The sequence below is a fragment of the Pseudomonas kitaguniensis genome, assembly GCF_049199985.1.
GTDB classification, from domain to species: domain Bacteria; phylum Pseudomonadota; class Gammaproteobacteria; order Pseudomonadales; family Pseudomonadaceae; genus Aquipseudomonas; species Aquipseudomonas kitaguniensis.
Map to the genome: position 1 here is coordinate 85,448 of NZ_JBLZPT010000018.1, position 22,581 is coordinate 108,028.

Below are 22,581 nucleotides of genomic sequence, written 5' to 3' on the forward strand. Positions count from 1 at the left end.
CGGGAGAGACAACACAATGGCACTTATCAGCATGCGTCAAATGCTGGACCACGCAGCCGAGTTCGGCTACGGCGTCCCAGCCTTTAACGTCAACAACCTTGAGCAGATGCGCGCCATCATGGAAGCCGCTGACAAGACCGACTCCCCCGTGATCGTCCAGGCTTCGGCCGGCGCGCGTAAATACGCCGGTGCCCCGTTCCTGCGTCACCTTATCCTCGCCGCCATCGAAGAATTCCCGCACATCCCGGTGTGCATGCACCAGGACCACGGCACCAGCCCTGACGTGTGCCAGCGCTCCATCCAGCTGGGCTTCAGCTCGGTGATGATGGACGGCTCGCTCGGCGAAGACGGCAAGACCCCAACCGACTACGAATACAACGTACGCGTCACTCAGCAAACCGTGGCCATGGCTCACGCTTGCGGCGTTTCGGTTGAAGGCGAGCTGGGCTGCCTGGGTTCGCTGGAAACCGGCATGGCCGGTGAAGAAGACGGCATCGGCGCCGAAGGCGTGCTCGATCACAGCCAAATGCTGACCGACCCGGAAGAAGCCGCGGACTTCGTCAAGAAGACCCAGGTTGACGCCTTGGCTATCGCCATCGGCACCAGCCACGGCGCCTACAAGTTCACCAAGCCGCCGACCGGCGACGTGCTGGCTATCGACCGCATCAAGGAAATCCACAAACGCATCCCTAACACCCACCTGGTGATGCACGGTTCTTCCTCGGTGCCACAAGAGTGGCTGGCGATCATCAACCAGTACGGCGGCGACATCAAAGAAACCTACGGCGTGCCGGTTGAAGAAATCGTTGAAGGCATCAAGTACGGCGTGCGCAAGGTCAACATCGACACCGACCTGCGTTTGGCGTCCACCGGCGCAATGCGTCGCCTGATGGCCACCAACCCAAGCGAATTCGACCCGCGTAAATTCTTCGGCGCCACCGTCACCGCCATGCGCGACGTGTGTATCGCACGTTACGAAGCGTTTGGTACGGCGGGCAATGCGTCGAAGATCAAGCCGATCTCGCTGGAAGCGATGTACCAGCGTTATCTGAAAGGTGAGTTGAACGCCAAGGTGAACTAAGCCTTAGGTGTTTAAAAGAAGCCCGCAGCGATGCGGGCTTTTTTGTGGGTGAGATTTGATCAGGCTGCGTCAGGCGTATCCAAACCACGCTGTTCGATCACGTGGAACACATCGCTCACGTCCTGCACCAGAATGCGTGCGGTGTTGGCCACGTTGTTCAGGTCGCGCTCGGCGAAGTCCGGCAGGCTGGAGCAGGCCATCAGGTTGAGGTGTTCAACGGCTGCGTTGAGGCGTTCGCGCAGGCAGGCGTGCAGGTCCGGCAATGGGGCTTCGCTGTCGATTAACAGCACGGGGGAGTCGGTGGCGGTTTGCGCGCAGGGATAGAAGCGGCGGGGCGGCAGTTGGGTTGTCATGGCAAATCCTTAACTCAAGAGAAGAATAGCCACCGTTTGCTGCGAAACAAGTGGGGTGGCAGCTGTACGCGGGTTCGCAGACCGAGGAGTTAAGACCCGGCAGACCCGAAGGTCTCCCACGCACAGCCGCCATAACAAAGACGGCCGTCGGCTGAGCGCCGGGGCCGTTTGTGACGGGTGCGGAATTAACTCTGTAGGGCTGCGAAACCCTGTCGCTGATGAATGCCAGCGACGGCGCGAACTATAAGCGCCGACCTGATCCGCCGCAACGGTCGTGTAGGACCAACACTGCCTGCTCAGCCCACACAAAACAACTGTGGGAGGGGGCTTGCTCCCGATGGCGGTGGGCCAGCCCATGCATCAAGTGGCTGACCCACCGCTATCGGGAGCAAGCCCCCGCCCACAGGGGTGACTGTGCTGAGGGAATGGTCCTTGTATTTATAGGACATGGCCTACACAAATGGCGGCCAATGCGCTTAGTCGTGATCAATGTCCAGCTTGGCAAACGTCACGCGGGCGCCTTCCTTGGTGTCGCCACTGTTGTCCTGCACATACGCCCCCGCCTTGAAATACAAAGGTTTGTCGCCCCACGCGGCGCCGATGCGCTCGTTCCACTGCCCGTCGGCCGCCTCGACACTCAACAGCCCGGCTTTATTGAGGTTGATGACGTAAGTGAAGCTCGTCGTCAACGGCACATTGGAGGCCACGATGATCACGCGGCCTTCCGCTTCATCCGGGCGCATGCGCACTTTGGCGACGATGTTACCGGTCTGGGTTTTTTCCTTGAATTGGTACTCAAGTTTGATCAGCGGCTTTTGGCTGTCATACGCGTGAATTTGGCCGATGACGATTTTGCCGGAGGACGGCACTTGGGTCACGGCCAGGGTGGCGCGCAGGTAGTTGTCGGCCTCGGGGTAGGTCCAATTACGCAAGCGCCCGTCGGCGTAGGTTTCGCGCAGTTCACTGCGTGGGTAAACGGCGTTTTCGGTGCGGGTGCCGGTCACCGGCGTCCAGAATTGCACGTCACTGCCTTCGGCCTGGAAATATTGGTCCTTGAAGCCGCTAAGCAGTTTCGGCGTGTCGATTGTCGTGGGCGGGGAGCCGACCGGAATGCTCAGGTTCCAGGTGGAAAGGTCGATCATGGTGTTGGCCTTTTACAGAGGGTGAAGGCTTTGGCCCGCAGGCCTTACTGTTTCTTTATAGGCGGTGCTCACCGGCTTGTTAAACATTGCGTGGCAATTTATTGGCGTCAGAGGAGTGTCAAAAAGCCATGTTTCCCATGAACCGCGGGCTGTAGAGGTTGACCGTTAGTCGGCTTCCTGAACTTTGGCGCAATGATGGCACTGAGGTCACTTCTGATTTTTTAGAACCGGGGCTAGAGTTAGCCCTCAGAGTTTGTCCGGTTTTGTTATCAGAAGTAGCCGGTGTAGTTCCTTCAGGAAGAGACGTAGCATGGATTGCGCTTCACACCACGGCGATGGCAGTTCGGTTCTTCTGGTGGTCGATGACTACCCGGAAAACCTCAGCAGTATGCGTGCGCTTTTGCAGCGTGAAGACTGGCGCGTCATAACCGCAAGTTCCGGTCTCGAAGCCCTGGAGTTACTGCTGGCGCACGAAATCGACCTGGTGCTGCTGGATGTGCGCATGCCCGGCATGGACGGTTTTGAAGTGGCGCGCCTGATGCGCGGCAGCCAGCGTACGCGTATGACGCCGATTATCTTTTTGAGCGCCCATGCCCAGTCCTCCGCCGCCGTGCTGGAAGGCTACGCCAGCGGTGCGATCGACTACCTGTTCAAGCCCTTTGACCCGAATATCCTCAAGCCCAAGGTGCAGGCCCTGCTGGAGCAGCAGCGCAACCGCCGGGCCTTGCAGCGCCTGAGCCATGACCTGGAATCTGCCCGCGCGTTTAATGCCTCGGTGCTCGACAACGCCGCCGAGGGCATTCTGGTGGTGGGCGAGGGCAGTGTGATCGAGTACGCCAACCCGGCCATTTCCCGGTTACTCAATGCCACCATGGCGGAGTTGCAGGGCGAGAGCTTCTTGAGTTTCCTGCAAAAGCCGCATGTGCCCACCTGGTTGGGTTTCCCGATGTTCGAGGCGTACCGCAAGGGGCAGACGTGGCGCCAGCACGACGCCATTTTGCGCACGGGTCGCGGCCAGCAGGTGCCGGTGGCTTTGTCCTGCGCGCCATTGCCCGCCGAGCAAAAGGCCATGGTGGTGACGGTGCTGGACATGTCCGAGGTGCGCCACCTGCACCAGCAACTGGAGTTCCAGGCCGTTACCGACCCGTTGACCGGGCTGCTGAACCGGCGCGGCTTCCACCAGGCGGTGGAGAACACCTTATTGCGCAGCGAGCGCAACGGGCTGTCGCTGGTGTTGCTGTACCTGGACCTCGACGGCTTCAAGCGCGTCAATGACACATTGGGCCATGATGCGGGCGACCGCGTGTTGCGCTGGGTGTCGGAACAAATGCAGGCGTGTTTGCGTTCCTACGACATTTTGGGGCGTATGGGCGGGGATGAGTTCACCGCGTTGCTGGAGCTGGAATTCCCGGAACAGGCGGCAAAGATTTCAGAGAAGCTGATCGAGCGCGTGTCGGTGTGTCAGCAGGTCGATGGTTTGGATGTGATGCTCGGTGCCAGCATCGGCATTGCGACGTTCCCGGACTGCGGCTCGGACTTGAACGGCCTGCTGCGCGCAGCGGATATTGCCATGTACGAAGCCAAGCGCGCGGGGCGTCAGCAATATCGCTATTACGATCAGGAAATGAACGGCCGCGCGCGTTCACGCCTGATGCTCGAAGACAGCGTGCGCAGCGCCATTCAGAACAAGGATTTCACCCTGGTGTACCAGCCGCAGGTGTCGCTGGATGACGGCCGTTTGCGCGGCGTCGAGGCGCTGTTGCGCTGGCAGCACCCGAGTGTCGGTGACGTGCCGCCTGGGCTGTTTTTACCGTTGCTGGAGGAGGCGCGGCTGATCAGCCAGTTGAGCACCTGGATCTACCAGCAAGTGGCGGCGCAGCGCCAGGCCTGGCACAGCACCTTTGACGAAGACCTGGTGTTGAGCGTGAGCTTGAGCAGCAGCCAATTTAATATGCCTAACCTTGCGAGCCAACTGCAGCAGGTCATCGAGCGACATGGGTTACAGGGGCGGCAGTTGGAGGTGGAAATCAGCGAAGACAGCCTCATGAACAACGTGGATGAGGCCAACAAGCAGCTCAAGTTATTGCGTCAGCTTGGGGTGCGTATTGCCCTCGATGACTTCGGTTTGGGCCGCTGTTCACTGGCCCATCTGCGTGACCTGGAGTTCGATACGCTCAAGCTGGACCCGCAACTGGTCGCGCGCTTGCCAGGCTCGATGCGGGACGCGGCGATGGCCCGCAGTATTATCCAGTTGTGCGGGCATTTTGATGTGTTGGTGATCGCTGAAGGTGTGGAAACACTCGAACAGTCGCACTGGCTCAAAGCCAATGGTTGCTCGTTTATCCAGGGGCCGTGGGCAGCGCAACCGCTGATGGCCGAGGAATTGGCCGCCTGGTCTCGCCCCCGTCTGCTTTGAATTCGCTACACTGGCGGCCTTTCGAACCCTGTTGCAGACCCCATGACCGCGCTGAAATACCTCCAGGCCTACCCCGCAGCCCTCCAGGAGCAAGTGCGCCAACTGATCGCCAAGGACCAGTTGGGCGCGTACCTGGATCAGCGTTACCCCGAGCGCCACGCGGTGCAGAGTGATAAAGCGCTGTACAGCTACGCCTTGGCCTTGAAGCAGGAACACCTGCGTAACGCGCCGGCCATCGACAAAGTACTCTTCGACAACCGCCTCGACCTCACCCACCGCGCTTTGGGCCTGCACACCACGATTTCACGGGTGCAGGGCGGTAATCTCAAGTCCAAGAAAGAGATTCGCATCGCCGCGTTGTTCAAAGAGGCCGCGCCGCAATTTTTGCGCATGATCGTGGTGCACGAGCTGGCGCACTTCAAAGAGTCGGACCACAACAAGGCGTTCTATAAACTCTGCGAGTACATGATGCCGGGCTACCATCAGGTGGAATTCGACCTGCGGGTGTACCTCACGTATCGCGATTTGCAGGGCAAGCCCTAACCTCACCAGGCGATAGACCATGGACGTGAGCAAAACCAAAAGCAGTTTTTACCGCCGCCTGTACGTGGCGTACTTGATTGACAGCCAGCAGGCCAGCAGCGTGCCGGCGTTGACCGAGGCCACTGGCATGCCCCGGCGCACGGCGCAGGACACCATTGCCGCACTGGCCGACCTGGATATTGTGTGCGAATTCGAGCAGGAAGACGGCGCCCGCAACCATGCGGGGCACTATCGGATTCGTAGCTGGGGCGCGATTGATCGGGGCTGGATCGAGGCGAATCTGGCGTCGATCAAGCAGGTTTTGGGTTACCCCTGAGTTCTGCGGTGACTGGCCTGCCGCCATCGGGAGCAAGCCCCCTCCCACAGTGGATGTGTGAACACAGTCAAAATATGAGAAAGAGCCTGCTCCGATGGCTTCAGCACAGCCACCCCATTCAATGTGTGAACACATTCAACTGTGGGAGGGGGCTTGCTCCCGATGGCGCCCTCAGAGGCGGCGCATACCGATGTGGGGAATATCGTCTTCCAGGTATTCCTCGCCCGCCACCACAAAACCGTACCGCCCGTAATACCCCTGCAGATGCGCTTGGGCTGACAGAAAAATCGGCGTTTCTGGCCAGATAGATGCAATGCGCGTGAGCGCTTCCTGCATCATCTGATGGCCCAGCCCGGTGCCGCGTGCCACCGGCGCCACCACCACTCGACCCACCACCACATCGCCGCCCTGAGACTCCGGGTCGAGCAGGCGCAAGTATGCCACCAATGCGTCATCGTTCCAGGCCATCAGGTGGTGGGTGTCGCCCGACAGGTCCTGCCCGTCGAGGTCCGCGTAAGCGCACTTCTGTTCGACAACGAAGACGTCGCTGCGCAGGCGCAAAATCGCGTACAACTGTTCCTTGCCAAGCTCATCGTGATGTTTGCAGACCCATTCAACGCTCATGGTGTGATCTCTTCTGAGTGACGGTTGCCGATAGTAAGCGCAGCGTGCCTCGCTGTCTAAATTCGGCAATTGTGTGAGTGGCGTCATATCGCCATCATTGAGTTCAGTCGTCGCTGACTTCTTTGTGTAATCTGCAGTACAGGATTATTGATGAGCTATTGTTATAAGGCCATCACCTGCCCCGCCAAGGACCTTGAGCATGCCGCGATTTTCTCGTGCCGTTGCTTTGATCGCAGTGTTGTTGCTGGCCCAGCCAGCGTTCGCGCAGCGCCTGCGTCTGGTCGCGGATGCATGGCCGCCTTTTACCGATGCCACCTTGATCAACGGCGGGCTGGCCACCGATATTGTCAGCACGGCCTTGGCGCGCGCAGGCTACGCAAGTGATTTCGAACAGGTGCCTTGGGCGCGTGCGTTGCTGGGCGTGGGCGATGGCCGCTATGACGTGTTGGTCAATGCCTGGTATGACGCTGCGCGTACGCAGTTGGGGCAGTTTTCCGAACCGTACCTGGTTAACCGTGTGCGTTTTATCAAGCGCGTTGAAGACCCTATCGAGTATCAGAATTTGCAGCAACTGCACGGCGAGCCCATCGCCGTGGTCCGCGGGTATGCCTATTCGGCGGCATTCGACCAAGATGAGCAGTTGCAAAAAGTACCTGTGCATAACTTCGCCATGGCCGTGCGCATGCTTGCGGCGCAGCGCGTAAGGCTAACGCTGGAAGATGAATATGTGGCCCGCTACTACCTCGCGCGCGAGTCGCTGAAGGTGCGTAATGCGGTGGAGTTTTTGCCGACGCCGTTGAGTGAAAACAGCCTGCATATTCTGGTCAGCCTGAAGAACCCCGAGCATGAGCAGATCGTCGCCGGTTTTGACCGCGAGATTGCCAGGATGAAGCTCGATGGCAGTTATGCGCGGTTGATGAAGGCGCACGGAATGTAGCGTTCTTGTGGGCCAAATGTGGGAGGGGGCTTGCGCCCGAGGGCGGCCTAAGCCGCGCGGGTATCTTTGATCAGGTGCGCGGCCAGCGTGCGCAGCGGCCCCAACTGCCGGCAGATCAAGGCCAATTGCGTCTGCACCAGTCGCTGCCCTTCATCGATCTCATCCGGCATCTGCTCAAGGTCCGCCGCCAGGGCTTCTTCGGCGTCGCTCTGAATCGCGATCGGCTGTTTGTTGGCCAGCGCCGTGGCGATTTCGTCGATGCTCGCGGCCAGGGTATTGCCCGCGCCGTCGATCAAATGCTCACGCACTTCGGCCGGCAACAGGGTTTCGCGGTGCGCCCCCAGCCCCGACAAATAGCTGAGCAAGGTGTGCGACAGCACCAGAAAGCGAAAGCCCACATCGGCTTCTTTGCGAAAGTGGCCAGGCTCCATCAGCATGTTCGCGAGTGTCGTCGACAGCGCCGCATCGGCGTTGTGCGCATTGCGACGGGCCAGGCGGTAGGCGAGGTCGTCGCTTTTGCCGGCGGCGTATTGCTGCATGATTTGGCGCAGGTAAATGCTGTTGCAGGTCAGTGTGCTGGCCAGCACCTTGTTCAGGCGACGGCCTTGCCAGTCCGGCAAGAACAGGAACACCGCGAGGCCCGCGATCAGGCTGCCGATCAGGGTGTCGAACAGCCTTGGCAGGAACAGCCCGTAGCCATCGCCCACTTGGTTGAAGCAGAACAACACCATCAGCGTGATTGCCGCCGTGGCCAGCGTGTAGCGCGTGGTGCGGTTGAGGAAGAACACCAGGCCTGCGGCGATGGCGAACATCGATTGCACCAGCGGGCTCGGGAACAGGTCGAACAGCGCCCACGCGACGGTGAGGCCGATGGCGGTGCCGATGATCCGCTGGCCGAGCTTGCGCCGGGTGGCGCCGTAGTTGGGCTGGCAGACGAACAGGGTGGTGAGGATGATCCAATAACCTTGCGAGGCGTGGATCGCGTGCAGCGTGCCGTAGCCGATGGTCAGTGCCAGGGCCAAGCGCAGGGCGTGGCGGAACAATAGCGAGGTGGGCGTGAGTTGCGTGCGCAGGCGCGTCCACATTTCTTTGAGGTTGCGCGGCGCACGGTCGAGCAGGTTGCTGTCGGTGGCGTCGGCGAGGGCGTCGGGGTTGCTCGCGTCACCGAGCAGGCGGTCGAGGGTCGACAGGTTGGCGGCCAGGGCACGCAATGAGCGCAGCAAGCCGCGCCAGGCCGGGTTGCTCTGGATGCGCAAGTGTTCCAGCGAGGCGTTCAAGTCGCCCAGCGCTTCGGCGAAGCTGTCGTCATAAATGAACGGCTGGCGCAGTTGGATTGATTCGCCGAGCGTTTGGCAGGCTTTGCCTTGCTGGCGCAGCAGGCGCTGGCAGCGGAACAACACGTCACTGTGAAAGAACGCGTCGGCCAGGGCGTTGTAAGGGTAGTGGGACGAGCTGGCGCGTTCGTGAATGTCCTGGGCCAAAAAATACAGCTTCAGGTAACGACTGACCTTCGAGCCGGGGCGACCATTGCCCACGCGGTGCAGGATAATTTCTTTTGCCGCGTTCAGCGCTGCGACCACCCGGCCATTTTGCTGGGCAAGCTCCAGGCGGCGCGCTTCCACATCCAACTGGCGAATCGGCTCAAACAGTGAGGACTTGAGCTTGAGGTAACGCCCCAATTCACGAAACAACCGCGCCAAACTTTGCTGCACCGGCTGGTTGGAAAACAGCGCCTGCCACAGCACCGACAGCACGCCGTACCATGCGGCACCGGCCACCAGCAGCAACGGTTCGTGCCAGAAGTCGGTGAAGGCGTCACCGCGCTGGTCGACGCCGATCATGGTGTACACCGACAGAATCAATGTTGCCGAAGCGATTGCGCCATAGCGTTCGCCCAGCGCCCCGAGCATGGTCAGGCAGAAGCTGGCCAGGGCGAGGGCAATTGCGAAAAACCACGGGTACGGGAACAGCAGCTCCACCGACAGCGCGGCAATGCTGAAACACACCAGCGTCACCGCCAGGGCATTCAGGCGGCCTTGCCAACTGTCATCGGTCTCGGCCAGCGCGCTGGCGATAATCCCCAGGAACAGCGGGATCAGCAATGCCATCTCGTCCTGATACCAGCACAGCGCCATGCTGCCGGTGAGGGCGATGAACACGCGCACGCTGTAACTGAATTTATCCAGCGCCCACAGGCGCCGCATGGACTGCTTGAACGAGGTCGATGACATGAAGTCTGGAGTCTTCCGGGACGATGCCGCTAAATTGAGCTATCAAAGACGCCACGGCAAGCGTGGCGATCACATCGATGGGCAAAATATATTCCAGGCACTGCACTCCAGATGTGGAATGCAATTAATGTGGGAGGGGGCTTGCTCCCGATGGCAGAGGTTCAGGCAATACCTGTACTGCACTTAATGTGGGAGGGGGCTTGCTCCCGATGGCAGAGGTTCAGGCAATACCTGTACTGCACTTAATGTGGGAGGGGGCTTGCTCCCGATGGCAGAAGTTCAGGCAATACCTGTACTGACTGAGGCACCGCTATCGGGAGCAAGCCCCCTCCCACACATCCAATTTTCAGGCGTATTGCGCGGCGGCGTAACCCGAAGCCCAGGCCCACTGGAAGTTAAACCCGCCGAGGTGACCGGTCACATCCAGCACTTCACCGATAAAGTACAAGCCCGGGCTTTTCAGCGATTCCATAGTCTTGGACGACACTTCTCGCGTGTCCACACCGCCCAGCGTCACCTCGGCCGTGCGGTAGCCCTCGGTGCCCGCCGGCACCAGTTGCCAACGGCCGAGTTTTTGCGCGATGTCAGCCACTTCCGCGTGGGTGTACTGCTTCATCGGTTTGGACGCGAACCAGGTGTCGGCCAGCAGGTTGGCCATCTTCTTGGTGAAGATTTCACCCAGCAGGGTTTTCAGCTCACTGTTGGGGCGCTCCACCTGTTGCTGTTGCAGCCAAGTGTGGGCGTCGTGGTCGGGCAGCAGGTTGATTTCGACGGTGTCGCCGGGTTCCCAATAAGAGGAAATCTGCAAGATCGCCGGCCCGCTGAGGCCACGGTGAGTAAACAGGAGGTTCTCGCGAAAGCTCTGGTCGTTGCAGCTGACGAGGCAGTCCACCGAGGTGCCGGACAACTCGCCGCACAGGTCTTTGAGTTGGTCGGTGATGGTGAACGGCACCAGCCCGGCGCGGGTCGGCAGCAGTTCATGGCCGAACTGTTTGGCGACTTGATAACCAAAACCGGTCGCACCCAAGGTCGGAATCGACAAGCCGCCGGTGGCGATCACCAGCGATTCGCAGCGCAGCTCACCCAGCGTGGTCTGCAACTGATAACCACGTTCGAGCTTGGCGATTTCCTCGATCGAGGTGTCCAGATGAATGTTCACGCCGGTCTGGATGCATTCATCCAGCAGCATGCCGAGGATGTCGCTCGACTTGTTATCGCAGAACAACTGGCCGAGTTTTTTCTCGTGGTACGGCACGCCGTGCTTGGCCACCAGCGCGATAAAATCCCACTGGGTGTAACGCGCCAGTGCGGATTTGCAGAAGTGCGCGTTGTGCGAAAGGAAGTTGGCAGGCTCGGTGTACATATTGGTGAAATTGCAGCGGCCACCACCGGACATCAGGATCTTTTTGCCGGCCTTGTTCGCGTGGTCGATCAACATCACCTTGCGCCCACGCCCGGCGGCGGTCAGTGCACACATCAAGCCTGCGGCGCCGGCGCCAATGATCACAACTTCGGTCGAGCGCAAAACGGTGTCCTCATACAAGTGCTGAATTGGAATACAGGCAAATGTGGGAGGGGGCTTGCTCCCGATGGCGGTGGTTCAGCGACACATCAGGTGACTGAAATACCCTCATCGGGAGCAAGCCCCCTCCCACATTAGGCCTCCATTGAAGGGGAGCGCTTTTACAGGATACGCACGCGCAACGAACGGCCTTTGATCTTGCCGTCATTCAAGCGCTGCAGCGCCTGCTTGGCGATCCCGCGCTCTACGGCCACAAACGCCTGGAAGTCAAAGATCGCGATTTTGCCGACCTGAGCACCCGGTATGCCGGCTTCACCGGTCAGTGCGCCAAGGATGTCGCCTGGGCGAACCTTGTCTTTACGGCCTGCGCCGATGCACAGGGTGCTCATCACCGGCAGCAGTGGGCCGCCGCTTTGTGGCTTGAGGTTGTCCAGTTGGTCCCAGTTCAACGGCGATTTTTGCAATTGCTCGATGGCTTGGGCGCGGTGCGCTTCGGACGGCGCCACCAGGCTGATGGCGATGCCGGTCTCACCGGCGCGGCCGGTACGGCCTACACGGTGGATGTGGATTTCCGAGTCGCGGGCCAGTTCGACGTTGATCACCATGTCCAGCGAGTCAATGTCCAAACCGCGCGCGGCAACGTCGGTCGCCACCAGCACCGAGGTGCTGCGGTTGGCGAACATCGCCAGTACCTGGTCGCGGTCGCGCTGTTCGAGGTCGCCATGCAGGCCGACGGCGGAAATGCCCTTGGCGGTCAGGTGATCCACGGTTTCCTGCACTTGCTGCTTGGTGAAGCAGAAGGCGACGCAAGAGGCCGGGCGGAAATGCGCGAGCACTTTGGTCACCGCGTCCATGCGCTCTTCCGGCGAGATCTCGTAGAAACGCTGCTCGATCTGGTCATCGGAGTGGAACGCTTCGGCCTTGACCTGTTGCGGCGCACGCATGAACTTGGAGGCCAATTGCTTGATGCTCACCGGGTAGGTGGCCGAGAACAGCAAGGTTTGGCGGCGTGCCGGGGTTTTGCTGATGATGTCTTCGATGGCGTCGTAGAAACCCATGTCGAGCATGCGGTCGGCTTCGTCGAGGATCAGCGTGTTCAAGCCGTCCAGCACCAGCGAACCTTTGCGCAGGTGCTGCTGGATACGGCCGGGGGTGCCGACGATAACGTGCGCGCCATGCTCCAGCGAAGCGATCTGCGGGCCCAGGGACACGCCGCCGCACAGGGTCAGCACCTTGATGTTGTCTTCGGCGCGGGCCAGACGGCGGATTTCCTTGGCGACCTGGTCGGCCAGCTCACGCGTCGGGCACATGACCAGCGCCTGGCAGCCGAAGTAGCGCGGGTTGATCGGGTTCAACAGGCCGATGCCGAAGGCGGCGGTTTTGCCGCTGCCGGTCTTGGCCTGGGCAATCAGGTCCAGCCCCTTGAGGATCACCGGCAAGCTTTGCGCCTGGATCTGCGTCATCTCGACATAACCCAGCGAGTCGAGGTTAGCCAACATGGCGGCGGAGAGCGGCAAAGTATTAAAAGCGGTGGCGATGGTAGTCACGGGACTGGCTCTGCAAAACAAAATGTCGCGCAGTGTAACAGGCCCCCACCCAATTTCTCGCATCGTTCGGACGAGGGGGTGGGCAGCGGCAAGCGGCAAGCTACAAGCTGCAAGCTGCAAGCTACAAGCTACAAGCTACAAGCTACAAGCAGCGTCACCGCTTAAAGCTTGTAGCTGCTCCTAAGCTTGAAGCTTGTAGCTGCACCTTAGCTTGAAGCTGCCCCTTAGCTTGCAGCTGTTTTTTTGGGCGACAGTTGCAAGAAGATCGCCGCCGCCAGCATCGCCATGATGCCCACCGTGAGGAAGGTTAACTGGAAGGCGCCCAATACGCTTTCGACGCCGTCGTTGCCGGTTTCCAGGGTAAACCCGCCGAGCAGTGCGCCGGCGCAGGCCACCCCAAGGCTGAGGGACAATTGTGCGACCACCGAGAGCAAACTGTTGCCGCTGCTGGCCTGGGCGTCGTCGAGGTCGATCAGGGTGACGGTGTTCATCGCGGTAAATTGCAGCGAGTTGATCGCCCCCAAAACCGCCAGCATGCACAGCAGCAGCGGGTAGGGCGTGTGCTCGCTGACCAGGCCCATACTGGCGAGCATCATGCCGAGCAACAGCGTGTTACCGGTCAGCACCACGCGGTAACCGAGGCGCTCGATCAGTGTGCGCGCGATGGACTTGGCAAACATCGCCGCCGCTGCCAGCGGCAACATGCTCATGCCGGCTTCCGACGGCGAGTAACCCAGCGCCACCTGCAACAGCAGCGGCACCAGAAACGGCAGGGCGCCGCTGCCCAGCCGCGCAAACAGGTTACCCAAAATGCCCACGGCAAAGGTGCGGGTCTTGAACAGCACCGGCGAGAACAGCGGGTTATCGATATGCCCGGCGCGCAGCCAATAAGCCGCGAGGCACGCCAGCCCGCCGAACAGCAACAGCATCACCCGCAGGTGCGGCAGGTGCAGTTCGCCCAAGCCTTCCATGGCGATGGTGATCAACACCATCGCCGCGCCAAACAGCACAAACCCCATGCTGTCAAAACGCGTGCGCTCGCTGCCGCGCAGGTCGGGGATGAGTTTCCACACGGCGTAGCAACCGATCATGCCCACCGGCAGGTTGATCAGGAAGATCCAGTGCCAGGTCAGGTATTGCACCATCCAGCCGCCCAGCGTCGGGCCGAGCAGTGGGCCGAGCAGGCCGGGGATGGTAATGAAGCCCATGATGCGCACCAGTTCGGAACGCGGGTAAGCGCGCAAGACCACCAGGCGCCCAACGGGCAGCATCAATGCGCCGCCCAAGCCTTGAATCACTCGCGCGCCGACCAGCATGCTCAGGCTGCTGGACAGCGCACACAGCAAGGACCCAATGCTGAACAGCATGATCGCGCCGAAGAAGATTTTTTTGGTGCCGAAGCGGTCGGCCACCCAGCCCGACGCCGGAATCAGCAAGGCGACGGTGAGCATGTAAGCAATCACCACGCCTTGCATACGCAGCGGGTTTTCGGCGAGGTCGCGGGCCATGGCCGGCAGCGCCGTGTTGAGGATCGTCCCATCCAGCGACTGCATGAAGAAGGCAATCGCCACCACCCAGGGCAGCCAGCGGGCGGTCTTGGCATCGAGAGGGACGCGATTCGGCATGTGAACCCTTTTTGTTAGCAGGCTATGTGTCGGCGATTATGCGCCATCCGTCGCGCCTTTTCCCATTGGCTGTTCGTCTAGGTCTGACAACGCAGCGTGCTTTCCAACCAAAAAATCCAACAGCGCACGGTGCACCGCCAGCGCCGCCTCGCGCGACTCAAGGTCGAGTAAGTGGCCAGTGTGTTCGGCACTGGCAAAGCTGCTGCGCCCCACATACCGCTTGAACAACTGGGCCTCGTCGGCGGGCGTGTATTCGTCCAGCGTGCCGTTGAGAAAATGCACCGGCGTTTCGATTTGGGTAAGCGCCGGCAGATAATTGCCATCGCCCAGCGCCAGCACTTGCTGGATATGAAAGCGCGCCTGGCAGTACTCGTTAGTGGCCATGCTCGACAAGTGCCGGTGGTTATTGCGTTTAAGCCGTGGCGAGAGGTATTTGCCGACCGTCTCGTTGAGCAGGTCGCCGACCGCGGACTTGTCGTCGGCCTCGATCAGCACGCGCACGCGTTCCACATAATCGAGCATGGCCTGGTTGAGGTTGGGGGCCAGGGCCATCACCACCGAGCTTTGAATGGAGGGCGGGTTGTGCGCCAGGGTCAGCAATGTCGAGATGCCGCCCCACGACGCCGACACCAAGTGGTTGACCTCGAAGCGCTCCACCAGCGCCCGCAGGATTTGCACTTCGTCGTCCTTGGTCACCAGGCCCAAGTCAGTGTTGTGCTCGCGGGAGTAGCCGGAAAACGGCAAATCGAACAGCAGCACGTTGAAGTGTTGCGCCAGGCACTTGCTGGTGCGGGCAAAGGAGCGGGTGGTGGACAGTGCGCCATTGACCATCAGCACGGTGTTCTTGGTTGGGTCGTTGCCTAGTTGCTCTGTGTACACGTTGTAGTGTTTGAACAGCTTTTGAATGACAAAACTTCCATGGTTCATGTCAACGCTCCAGCTTGCCCTATCCCGGGCAAGGTCATGCTTTACGTGCGCGCACGTGGGTTGGGTGGCAGAGTGCCACTAACCGTTATAGCGGGGTTTTTTGGAGGCGACAACTGGCCACGCGGGCAGACGGGTTAAATGGGAATGGGCGGTAGGAAGGGGCGAAACAAGGTGTGTGAAAACAGCACAAACACTGTGGGAGGGGGCTTGCTCCCGATAGCGGTATATCAGTCAATGACTCACTGGCTGATGCACCGCTATCGGGAGCAAGTCGAATCGTCGCACCGCCCCTCCTATATTGGAGTAACTGCGGTTACAAGGTCAGCGTCAGGCGTTTTACCAGGGCGCCCGGCAGCAAGTTGGAGGCTGTATTGCGCTGGCTGTAGGTACTTGCCGACAGCAGCAGTTCTCGCTCAGCGGTCAGGGCTTCGAGTTGGGAGCCGAGCAACTGGTACACGCTGTCATCAAAACGCATGGTGCTGACCGGCGCTTTGATCTCGCCGTCTTCCACCCAGAACGTGGCGAAGCGCGTCATGCCGGTCAGGCGCGCCGCCGGCAGGTCGGAGTAGTTCAAGTACCACAGGTTGCTGATGTACAGCCCGGTGCCCAACTGTTTGAGAATATCGGCCTGGGCCAAACTGCCTGCTGCCACTTGCAGGGCGCTGGGTGATTCGTCGCTGCTCGCGCCGTTGGTGCTGAGGCCATATTCGGCGGCGCTGCGCGAGTTGATCAGTTGGCCGCAGGCTGCGCCCGCGCTGATCAGCGTTACATCACCACGCGGGTAGCCTTCGGTGGAAAACGCCTGGCTCAAGGAGCCGCTGATCTGCTCGTTCACCGTGACCAATGGGCTCAACGACTGTTCGCCCGCGTACAGGCGTTGCAACGAACTGCCCTTGCTGGCGATGGCCTGGGCGGAAAAACCACCCCAGGTGATGATGCTGAAGATTTCTTCCAGTGCGGCCGGCGCGAGGTAGGCGCGGTACTGCCCTGGCGCTAGCTTGTGCAGCGGGCGGCCGAGAAACTCCAACTGCTCGCGCGCCTGTTGGAAGCGCGCGGCGAACTCGGCGCTGTTCCAGGTGTGCCCGGCGTAGCTGGCTTTTACCGCTTCGCCGTTGGCGTGGAACAAGCTGAAATCGACGTTAAAACTATTGGCCTGATGCCAGCCGAATGCACCGTTTGAACTGGCAAAACCACGGCTGATCGGGCCGGCGGCGTAGAAGCCAACCATGTCCACACCTTCTGCGGCCTGGTGTATTGCTTCGAGTACCTTGGCCAGCTCCGGCAAGGGTCGCAACTGTTCGTTGTGGCTTTGCCAGGCGTCGTGGTTGAGCAGCAAGTACGGGTCCTGCGGCAGTAATGGCAGGGTTTCGCGCAGTTGTTGCAGGCCATCGGCGAGGCGCTGGCGGTCGAGTTCCGGCGAACCGGCGAGGGTGATGCCGAGGTCGGCATGCCGGCCATCGCTGATCAGCTTGAGGTTCACACTGGCCTGTTGCACTTGCCCGGCCTGGCGCACTTTGGCGTGGTTGAAACGCACGAATTCGGATGATTCGGCAGCAAAGCCGAGGTGGAATTGTTCCTTGTCGGTGATCGACTGCTTGAGCCAATCCACCAGTGCCTTGAAGTTGTTCATCAGGCATCTCCCCCAAAAACATCGACATTACTGAACACGCACGCGGGCGAGGCATGGCCGACGCGGATGACTTGGTTGGGTTCGCCTTTGCCGCAGTTTGGCGTGCCCAAAACCTTGAAGGTGCTGGCGTCGCCAACGGCGCTGAGGTTGCGCCAGAACTGCGCGGAAATCGCCCGGTAGTTGGGGTTTTTCACCACGCCCTTGAGCTCGCCGTTTTCGATCAATTGGCCCCATTCGCAGCCGAACTGGAATTTGTTACGCGCATCGTCGATGGACCAGGAGCGGTTGGTGCTCATCAAAATACCGTGCTCGATGCCGCTGATCAGTTCGGCCTGGCTTTTGTCGCCTGCCTCGATGTTCAAGTTGGCCATACGGTCGATTGGCGGGCGATTCCAGCCGCACGCGCGGCTGTTGGCGACGCCTGGCATATTCGCGCGAAATTGCGACAGCGCACCGCCCAATGGCTTGATCAGCAGGCCGTCGCGGATCAGGAACTGCTTGCTGGCGCGGGTGCCGTCATCGTCATGGCTGTAGCTGGCGAGCTGCTCGGGGATCTCCGGGTCGAAGGTCACGTTCAGTAATTTGGAGCCGTATTGCAGGTGGCCAAAGTCGCTGGCCTTCACAAAGCTGGTGCCGGCGTAATTGCGCTCATCGCCGAGGATGCGGTCCAGTTCCAGCGGGTGGCCGATGGATTCATGGATCTGCAAGATCATCTGGTCGGGCATTAACAGCAGGTCGCGCGGGCCGTGCGGCGTGTTCGGCGCGAGCAGCAATTGCAGGGCTTGGTCGGCGACGCTGCTGGCGGCGCCGACCAGGCCGAAGCGGCTGATCACGTTCGCGCCGCCTTGCTGGCCGAAGTTGCTGCCGCCCAAGGTGCGGGTTTGGCTGTCGTTGCCGTCGAAGGCGGTGACGCTCACGCCCGGGTAAACAAAGCGTTGCGCCTGGCGCAGTTCGGCGCCGGCACTGTTGAGGTAGATCTGTTCGACGCGGGTGGTGCCCAGGCTGACTTCCCAGCTCACCAGCCGCTGGTCTTTGGGCACGCTCGCAGACTCGTCACCGAGCAATTGGTAGCAGTCGCTCAAGGACGGGAAGGGCTGGTCGAGGTCGGGCGACACGTAGTCGGCGACGTCAGTTGCGACGGGCTGCGTGTGCAGGTCGAGCAGAGCGTGCGGCAAGATCCGCCGGGCTTGTTGTTCCGCGCGTTCGAGGGCGGCTTGCAGGCCGGCAAGGGAGATGTCGTTGGTGGCGGCGTAGGCTTCCACGCCATTGACACGCACGGTGAGCATGGCGCCCTCGTCGTGGTTCAAGTGTGGCGGTGCGGCGACGTTTTTGCGTACCGACAGGTATTGGCCGGATTCGCGCACGTAACGCAGCGAGAAAAATTCAGCGGTGGTGCGCAGGGCACTGAAATGCTTTTTGAGTGTGGCGTGGTGTTCGAACATGGGGCCTTCCTTGTGGGCGGCTCATCGCGGGCAGGCAACAGAGTAGGCCTGGGGCGGGGCGCTGATCAAGGAGAGTGTAGGCAGGCGGAGGGCGTTGAGGTGCCTGTTCGGGCCTCATCGGGAGCAAGCCCCCTCGCACATTTTGATGTGTGAATACCTTCAAATGTGGGAGGGGGCTCGCTCCCGATGGGAGCGACACCGTTACTGCGCGGTAGGGCCGACTTCACGCATCGGCTTGCCACGCACTGGCGCATCGCCTGCCACGTAGTAGTCGGCGGTGCTGCGCGGCAATGGCTGGCGGCCACGGATCTTGTCGGCGATTTTCTCGGCGATCATGATCGTCGGCGCGTTCAGGTTGCCGGTGGTGATGATCGGCATGATCGAGGCATCCACCACGCGCAGCCCTTGCAGGCCATGCACACGGCCTTCGCCATCGACTACGGCCATTTCATCGTCGCCCATCTTGCACGAGCACGAGGGGTGGTACGCGGTTTCGGCGTGTTCGCGGATGAACTTGTCGAGCTGCTCATCCGTTTGCACTTCGATGCCGGGGCTGATTTCGCGGCCACGGTATTGATCCAGCGCCGGCTGCTGCATGATTTCACGGGTCAGGCGGATGCCGTCGCGAAACTCCTGCCAATCCTGCTCGCTGGCCATGTAGTTGAAGAGGATGCTCGGGTAGTCCCGCGGGTTCTTCGATTTGAGCTGGATGCGGCCACGGCTCGGCGAACGCATGGAACCCATGTGCGCCTGAAAACCGTGTTCTTGCACGCCCTTGCTGCCGTTGTAGTTAATCGCCACCGGCAGGAAGTGGTACTGGATGTTCGGCCACTCGAATTCCGGGCGCGAACGGATAAAACCGCCGGCTTCGAACTGGTTGCTGGCACCGATCCCGGTGCCGTTGAACAGCCATTCGGCACCGATGGCTGGCTGGTTGTACCAGAGCAGCGACGGGTACAGCGACACCGGTTGGGTGCAGGCATATTGCAGGTACAGCTCAAGGTGGTCCTGCAGGTTTTCGCCGACGCCCGGCAGGTCGTGGACCACCGGGATGTCGAGGCTTTCGAGCAGTTTGGCCGGGCCGACACCGGAGCGCTGCAGCAGTTGCGGCGAGGCGATTGCGCCGCTGCACACCAGCACTTCTTTGCGCGCGCGGGCTTCAACGCGCTCTTCGGCAGCGCCGATCAGGTAACGCACGCCCACGGCACGCTTGCCTTCAAACAACACTTTGTCGGTCAGGGCGTGGGTGACGATGGTCAGCGTCGAACGCTTTTTAGCCGTGTCCAGGTAACCGCGTGCGGTGCTGGCGCGACGGCCGTTTGGCGTGACGGTGCGGTCCATCGGGCCGAAGCCTTCTTGCTGGTAGCCGTTCAGGTCTTCGGTACGCGGGTAGCCGGCTTGTACGCCCGCTTCAACCATGGCGTTGAACAGCGGGTTGTTGCCGGCTTTCGGCGTGGTCACGCTGACTGGGCCATCGCCGCCGTGCCAGTCGTTGGCGCCGATGTCGCGGGTTTCGGCTTTACGGAAGTAGGGCAGGCAGTCGAGGTACGTCCAGTCTTGCAGACCGGGCAATTTGGCCCAGTTGTCGTAGTCCATGGCGTTGCCACGGATGTAGCACATGCCGTTGATCAAGGACGAACCACCGAGGCCCTTGCCGCGGCCGCATTCCATCCGGCGGTTGTCCATGTGTGGCTCAGGGTCGGTTTCGTAGGCCCAGTTGTAGCGACGGCCCTGCAGCGGGAACGCCAGGGCGGCGGGCATCTGGGTACGGAAATCGAGACGGTAGTCAGGGCCGCCGGCTTCCAGCAGCAAAACGGTGACGCCTTCGTCTTCGGTCAGACGGGTCGCCAGGGTGTTACCGGCGGAGCCGGCACCCACAATGATGTAATCGTATTCTGTAGTCATAAGGTCTCCTTGGGAGCTGTAAGCTTCAAGCTTCAAGCTGCAAGAAAGTGCAGCGAGCGGTGTATCTGGGAGGTGCGGCAAACCAAGCTGCTGTTACTGGCAGCTTGTAGCTTGCCGCTTGAGGCTCATCAGAACACTGATGCGTAGTCGCCCAGCTCAACCTGTACCGATTTGATGCGGGTGAAGTTGTTCAGCGAGCTGATGCCGTTCTCACGGCCAACACCCGATTGCTTGTAGCCGCCGACCGGCATTTTTGCGTCGGACTCGCCCCAGGCGTTGATCCAGCAGATGCCCGCTTCCAGTTGATGAATCACGCGGTGGGCGCGGTTCAAGTCTTTGGTCACAAGGCCCGCAGCCAGGCCGAAGTCGGTGGCGTTGGCGCGGCGGATCACTTCTTCTTCAGTCTCGTAAGTGAGGATGCTCATCACCGGGCCGAAGATTTCTTCACGGACGATGGTCATCTCGTCGGTGCAGTCAGTGAACACGGTCGGTGCCACGAACGCGCCTTTGGCCAGGTCGCCATCGGTCAGGCGGTCGCCGCCGCACAGCAGGCGGGCGCCTTGCTCTTTGCCCAGCTTGATGTAACCGAGCACGCTTTCCATGTGGGCGAAGCTGACCAGTGGGCCAAAGTTGGTGTTGTCGTCTTGCGGGTCGCCGATGCGAATGCGCGCAACACGCTCCAGAATCTTCGCTTCAAATGCCGCTTGCAGGTGCTTGGGCACGAACACGCGGGTGCCGTTGGTGCAGACCTGACCGGAGCTGTAGAAGTTGGCCATCATCGCGATGTCGGCGGCGCGGTCCAGGTCGGCATCTTCGAACACGATCAGCGGCGACTTGCCGCCCAGTTCCATGGTGACTTCCTTGAGCGACGAACTCGACGCGCTGGCCATGACTTTTTTGCCGGTGTCGGTGCCGCCGGTGAACGAGATTTTCTCGATGCGCGGGTGCTCGGTCAGCCAGGTGCCGACTTCACGGCCGCTGCCGGTCAGTACGTTGAACACGCCTGCTGGAACGCCGGCTTCGGTGTAGATCTCGGCGAGTTTCAGGGTGGTCAGCGAGGTGACTTCGCTGGGCTTGAAGATCATCGCGTTACCGGCGGCCAGGGCCGGTGCGGATTTCCACAGGGCGATCTGGATCGGGTAGTTCCACGCGCCAATACCGGCAACCACGCCCAACGGCTCGCGGCGGGTGTAGACGAACGAGGTGTCACGCAGCGGGATCTGCTCGCCTTCGATGGCCGGCACCAGGCCTGCGTAGTATTCCAGCACGTCAGCGCCGGTCACGACGTCGACGTACTTGGTTTCGGAGAACGATTTACCGGTGTCCAGGGTTTCCAGCGCGGCCAGTTCGTCATTGCGTTCACGCAGGATGTCGACGGCACGGCGCAGGATGCGCGAACGCTCCATGGCGGTCATCGCGGCCCAGATTTTCTGGCCTTTTTCAGCGCTGACCACGGCACGTTCAACGTCATCGAACGTTGCGCGTTGCACTTGGGCGAGAACTTCACCGTTAGCCGGGTTGATGGCGTCGAAAGTGGCATCGCTGCCAGCGTCGCTGTAGCCGCCGTCAATGTAGAGTTTTTGCAGTTCGAAACGGGCCATAAAGTCCTCGCAAGTGCATAAGTGGTTGGCGTTACCCGCCAAAAAGTGAGCCGTGGGGTTCTGGCAACACTGAGCGGCAGACGTTCAGGGGTTGAGCGTTTATGTGTGCTCTAACTCACCTGCTTGGCCAATTGGAAATCCATGTATTCGTAAGCGATCCGCTGCGCTTGCTCCGTGTCGAAAGCGTCTCCCGACAGGGCGCCGCGCAACCACAAACCGTCGATTAACGCTGCCAGGCCGCGGGCTGCGCTGCGTGCTTCGGGCAGCGGCAGCACCCGGCGGAACTGGCAGCACAGGTTCGAATACAAGCGGTGATCGTTGATCCGCTGCAACCTGTGCAATGACGGGTGGTGCATGCTGGAGGCCCAGAAGGCCAACCAGGTTTTCATCGCCGGGCCGTTGACTTGGCTGGCGTCGAAGTTGCCACCGATGATCACCTGAAGGTGGGCACGGGGGCTGTCGTCTTTCAGCGCCAGCCGGCGTTCGTGGACGTTCTCGATCAGCACATTCATCAAGTACCGCATCGTTGCGGCAATCAGGCCGTTCTTGTCCTGAAAGTAATGACTGATGATGCCGTTCGAGACACCGGCCAAACGGGCGATCAGCGCAATGCTGGCGTCGCCCATTCCGACCTGATCGATGGCCGTTAACGTGGCTTCGATCAACTGTTGGCGGCGTATGGGTTGCATACCGACCTTGGGCATGTAGCACCTCTCCTTAGGCCTGCCGATGGGCGATA

General features: G+C 60.7%; 18 protein-coding genes. 5 read left to right on the forward strand and 13 right to left on the reverse strand.

Annotated elements, in window-relative coordinates; genetic code table 11:
* Positions 1–16: 16 nt before the first annotated feature.
* A complete protein-coding gene (gene fba, locus ACOZK9_RS20390) occupies positions 17–1,081 on the forward strand; it encodes a class II fructose-bisphosphate aldolase (protein ID WP_003177554.1) in 1,065 nt (354 codons plus the stop codon).
* A 59-nt stretch (positions 1,082–1,140) separates the two neighbouring features.
* Here fba and ACOZK9_RS20395 read toward each other — a convergent pair whose 3' ends face one another.
* Both ACOZK9_RS20395 and ACOZK9_RS20400 read right to left on the reverse strand, forming a co-directional pair.
* Complete coding sequence (locus ACOZK9_RS20395; RefSeq protein ID WP_152749137.1) at positions 1,141–1,434, reverse strand: fructose-bisphosphate aldolase; 294 nt, start codon at positions 1,432–1,434, stop codon at positions 1,141–1,143.
* 476 nt (positions 1,435–1,910) lie between these two features.
* Positions 1,911–2,576, reverse strand: a complete 666-nt coding sequence (locus tag ACOZK9_RS20400) for a polysaccharide lyase family 7 protein (protein ID WP_152749138.1) — start codon at positions 2,574–2,576, stop codon at positions 1,911–1,913.
* Between the two features lie 310 nt (positions 2,577–2,886).
* Between ACOZK9_RS20400 and ACOZK9_RS20405 the strand changes: the two genes are divergently transcribed.
* Genes ACOZK9_RS20405 through ACOZK9_RS20415 form a run of 3 tightly spaced genes read left to right on the forward strand, consistent with a single transcriptional unit; the run spans position 2,887 to position 5,851 of the window.
* Positions 2,887–4,992 (forward strand): putative bifunctional diguanylate cyclase/phosphodiesterase, encoded by a 2,106-nt coding sequence (locus ACOZK9_RS20405; protein ID WP_058415156.1) that lies wholly within the window; start codon positions 2,887–2,889, stop codon positions 4,990–4,992.
* Between the two features lie 42 nt (positions 4,993–5,034).
* Positions 5,035–5,535, forward strand: coding sequence for a M48 metallopeptidase family protein (locus tag ACOZK9_RS20410; protein WP_058415157.1), 501 nt, complete (start codon positions 5,035–5,037; stop codon positions 5,533–5,535).
* 19 nt (positions 5,536–5,554) lie between these two features.
* Positions 5,555–5,851 (forward strand): winged helix-turn-helix domain-containing protein, encoded by a 297-nt coding sequence (locus ACOZK9_RS20415; protein WP_058415158.1) that lies wholly within the window; start codon positions 5,555–5,557, stop codon positions 5,849–5,851.
* 171 nt (positions 5,852–6,022) lie between these two features.
* Here the strand turns inward: ACOZK9_RS20415 and ACOZK9_RS20420 are convergent, their stop codons facing one another.
* Positions 6,023–6,475: a GNAT family N-acetyltransferase gene (locus ACOZK9_RS20420; RefSeq protein WP_152749139.1), complete on the reverse strand. Its 453-nt coding sequence runs from the start codon at positions 6,473–6,475 to the stop codon at positions 6,023–6,025.
* A 199-nt stretch (positions 6,476–6,674) separates the two neighbouring features.
* Here ACOZK9_RS20420 and ACOZK9_RS20425 point away from each other — a divergent pair, with 199 nt between their 5' ends.
* The gene (locus ACOZK9_RS20425) at positions 6,675–7,412 is read left to right on the forward strand and encodes a substrate-binding periplasmic protein (protein WP_122252407.1); all 738 of its coding nucleotides are present in this window, start codon (positions 6,675–6,677) and stop codon (positions 7,410–7,412) included.
* Positions 7,413–7,459: 47 nt separating this feature from the next.
* On the opposite strand, the gene yccS is transcribed toward ACOZK9_RS20425, so the two are convergent.
* From yccS to betI, 10 genes are all read right to left on the reverse strand, one after another.
* Positions 7,460–9,643 carry a YccS family putative transporter gene (gene yccS, locus ACOZK9_RS20430; protein ID WP_152749140.1) on the reverse strand — a complete coding sequence of 728 codons (2,184 nt, stop codon included), beginning with the start codon at positions 9,641–9,643 and terminating at the stop codon, positions 7,460–7,462.
* A 346-nt stretch (positions 9,644–9,989) separates the two neighbouring features.
* Positions 9,990–11,168, reverse strand: a complete 1,179-nt coding sequence (locus tag ACOZK9_RS20435) for a BaiN/RdsA family NAD(P)/FAD-dependent oxidoreductase (RefSeq protein ID WP_058415162.1) — start codon at positions 11,166–11,168, stop codon at positions 9,990–9,992.
* 158 nt (positions 11,169–11,326) lie between these two features.
* The gene (gene dbpA / locus ACOZK9_RS20440) at positions 11,327–12,664 is read right to left on the reverse strand and encodes an ATP-dependent RNA helicase DbpA (protein WP_235592463.1); all 1,338 of its coding nucleotides are present in this window, start codon (positions 12,662–12,664) and stop codon (positions 11,327–11,329) included.
* Between the two features lie 272 nt (positions 12,665–12,936).
* Positions 12,937–14,337, reverse strand: coding sequence for a multidrug transporter subunit MdtD (mdtD, locus tag ACOZK9_RS20445; protein WP_058415164.1), 1,401 nt, complete (start codon positions 14,335–14,337; stop codon positions 12,937–12,939).
* 36 nt (positions 14,338–14,373) lie between these two features.
* Positions 14,374–15,264, reverse strand: coding sequence for an alpha/beta fold hydrolase (locus tag ACOZK9_RS20450; RefSeq protein ID WP_152750680.1), 891 nt, complete (start codon positions 15,262–15,264; stop codon positions 14,374–14,376).
* Positions 15,265–15,577: 313 nt separating this feature from the next.
* A complete protein-coding gene (locus ACOZK9_RS20455; RefSeq protein WP_152750678.1) occupies positions 15,578–16,894 on the reverse strand; it encodes a TldD/PmbA family protein in 1,317 nt (438 codons plus the stop codon).
* On the reverse strand, positions 16,894–18,336 hold the full coding sequence (locus tag ACOZK9_RS20460) for a TldD/PmbA family protein (RefSeq protein WP_421556425.1): 1,443 nt from the start codon (positions 18,334–18,336) through the stop codon (positions 16,894–16,896). Before ACOZK9_RS20460 ends, ACOZK9_RS20455 begins: the two co-directional genes overlap by 1 nt.
* Before the next feature lie 201 nt (positions 18,337–18,537).
* On the reverse strand, positions 18,538–20,241 hold the full coding sequence (gene betA, locus ACOZK9_RS20465) for a choline dehydrogenase (protein WP_058415168.1): 1,704 nt from the start codon (positions 20,239–20,241) through the stop codon (positions 18,538–18,540).
* A 128-nt stretch (positions 20,242–20,369) separates the two neighbouring features.
* Positions 20,370–21,842 (reverse strand): betaine-aldehyde dehydrogenase, encoded by a 1,473-nt coding sequence (gene betB / locus ACOZK9_RS20470; RefSeq protein ID WP_058415169.1) that lies wholly within the window; start codon positions 21,840–21,842, stop codon positions 20,370–20,372.
* 110 nt (positions 21,843–21,952) lie between these two features.
* Positions 21,953–22,546 (reverse strand): transcriptional regulator BetI, encoded by a 594-nt coding sequence (betI, locus tag ACOZK9_RS20475; protein WP_058415170.1) that lies wholly within the window; start codon positions 22,544–22,546, stop codon positions 21,953–21,955.
* Between the last annotated feature and the right edge of the window lie 35 nt (positions 22,547–22,581).

Excerpts from the sequence above, each read along its gene's own strand:
- fba (WP_003177554.1), top strand. The coding sequence starts at position 17 with ATGGCACTTATCAGCATGCGTCAAATGCTGGACCACGCAGCCGAGTTC.
- ACOZK9_RS20395 (WP_152749137.1), bottom strand. The coding sequence starts at position 1,434 with ATGACAACCCAACTGCCGCCCCGCCGCTTCTATCCCTGCGCGCAAACC.
- ACOZK9_RS20400 (WP_152749138.1), bottom strand. The coding sequence starts at position 2,576 with ATGATCGACCTTTCCACCTGGAACCTGAGCATTCCGGTCGGCTCCCCG.
- ACOZK9_RS20405 (WP_058415156.1), top strand. The coding sequence starts at position 2,887 with ATGGATTGCGCTTCACACCACGGCGATGGCAGTTCGGTTCTTCTGGTG.
- ACOZK9_RS20410 (WP_058415157.1), top strand. The coding sequence starts at position 5,035 with ATGACCGCGCTGAAATACCTCCAGGCCTACCCCGCAGCCCTCCAGGAG.
- ACOZK9_RS20415 (WP_058415158.1), top strand. The coding sequence starts at position 5,555 with ATGGACGTGAGCAAAACCAAAAGCAGTTTTTACCGCCGCCTGTACGTG.
- ACOZK9_RS20420 (WP_152749139.1), bottom strand. The coding sequence starts at position 6,475 with ATGAGCGTTGAATGGGTCTGCAAACATCACGATGAGCTTGGCAAGGAA.
- ACOZK9_RS20425 (WP_122252407.1), top strand. The coding sequence starts at position 6,675 with ATGCCGCGATTTTCTCGTGCCGTTGCTTTGATCGCAGTGTTGTTGCTG.
- yccS (WP_152749140.1), bottom strand. The coding sequence starts at position 9,643 with ATGTCATCGACCTCGTTCAAGCAGTCCATGCGGCGCCTGTGGGCGCTG.
- dbpA (WP_235592463.1), bottom strand. The coding sequence starts at position 12,664 with ATGTTGGCTAACCTCGACTCGCTGGGTTATGTCGAGATGACGCAGATC.
- mdtD (WP_058415164.1), bottom strand. The coding sequence starts at position 14,337 with ATGCCGAATCGCGTCCCTCTCGATGCCAAGACCGCCCGCTGGCTGCCC.
- ACOZK9_RS20450 (WP_152750680.1), bottom strand. The coding sequence starts at position 15,264 with ATGAACCATGGAAGTTTTGTCATTCAAAAGCTGTTCAAACACTACAAC.
- ACOZK9_RS20455 (WP_152750678.1), bottom strand. The coding sequence starts at position 16,894 with ATGAACAACTTCAAGGCACTGGTGGATTGGCTCAAGCAGTCGATCACC.
- ACOZK9_RS20460 (WP_421556425.1), bottom strand. The coding sequence starts at position 18,336 with ATGTTCGAACACCACGCCACACTCAAAAAGCATTTCAGTGCCCTGCGC.
- betA (WP_058415168.1), bottom strand. The coding sequence starts at position 20,241 with ATGACTACAGAATACGATTACATCATTGTGGGTGCCGGCTCCGCCGGT.
- betB (WP_058415169.1), bottom strand. The coding sequence starts at position 21,842 with ATGGCCCGTTTCGAACTGCAAAAACTCTACATTGACGGCGGCTACAGC.
- betI (WP_058415170.1), bottom strand. The coding sequence starts at position 22,546 with ATGCCCAAGGTCGGTATGCAACCCATACGCCGCCAACAGTTGATCGAA.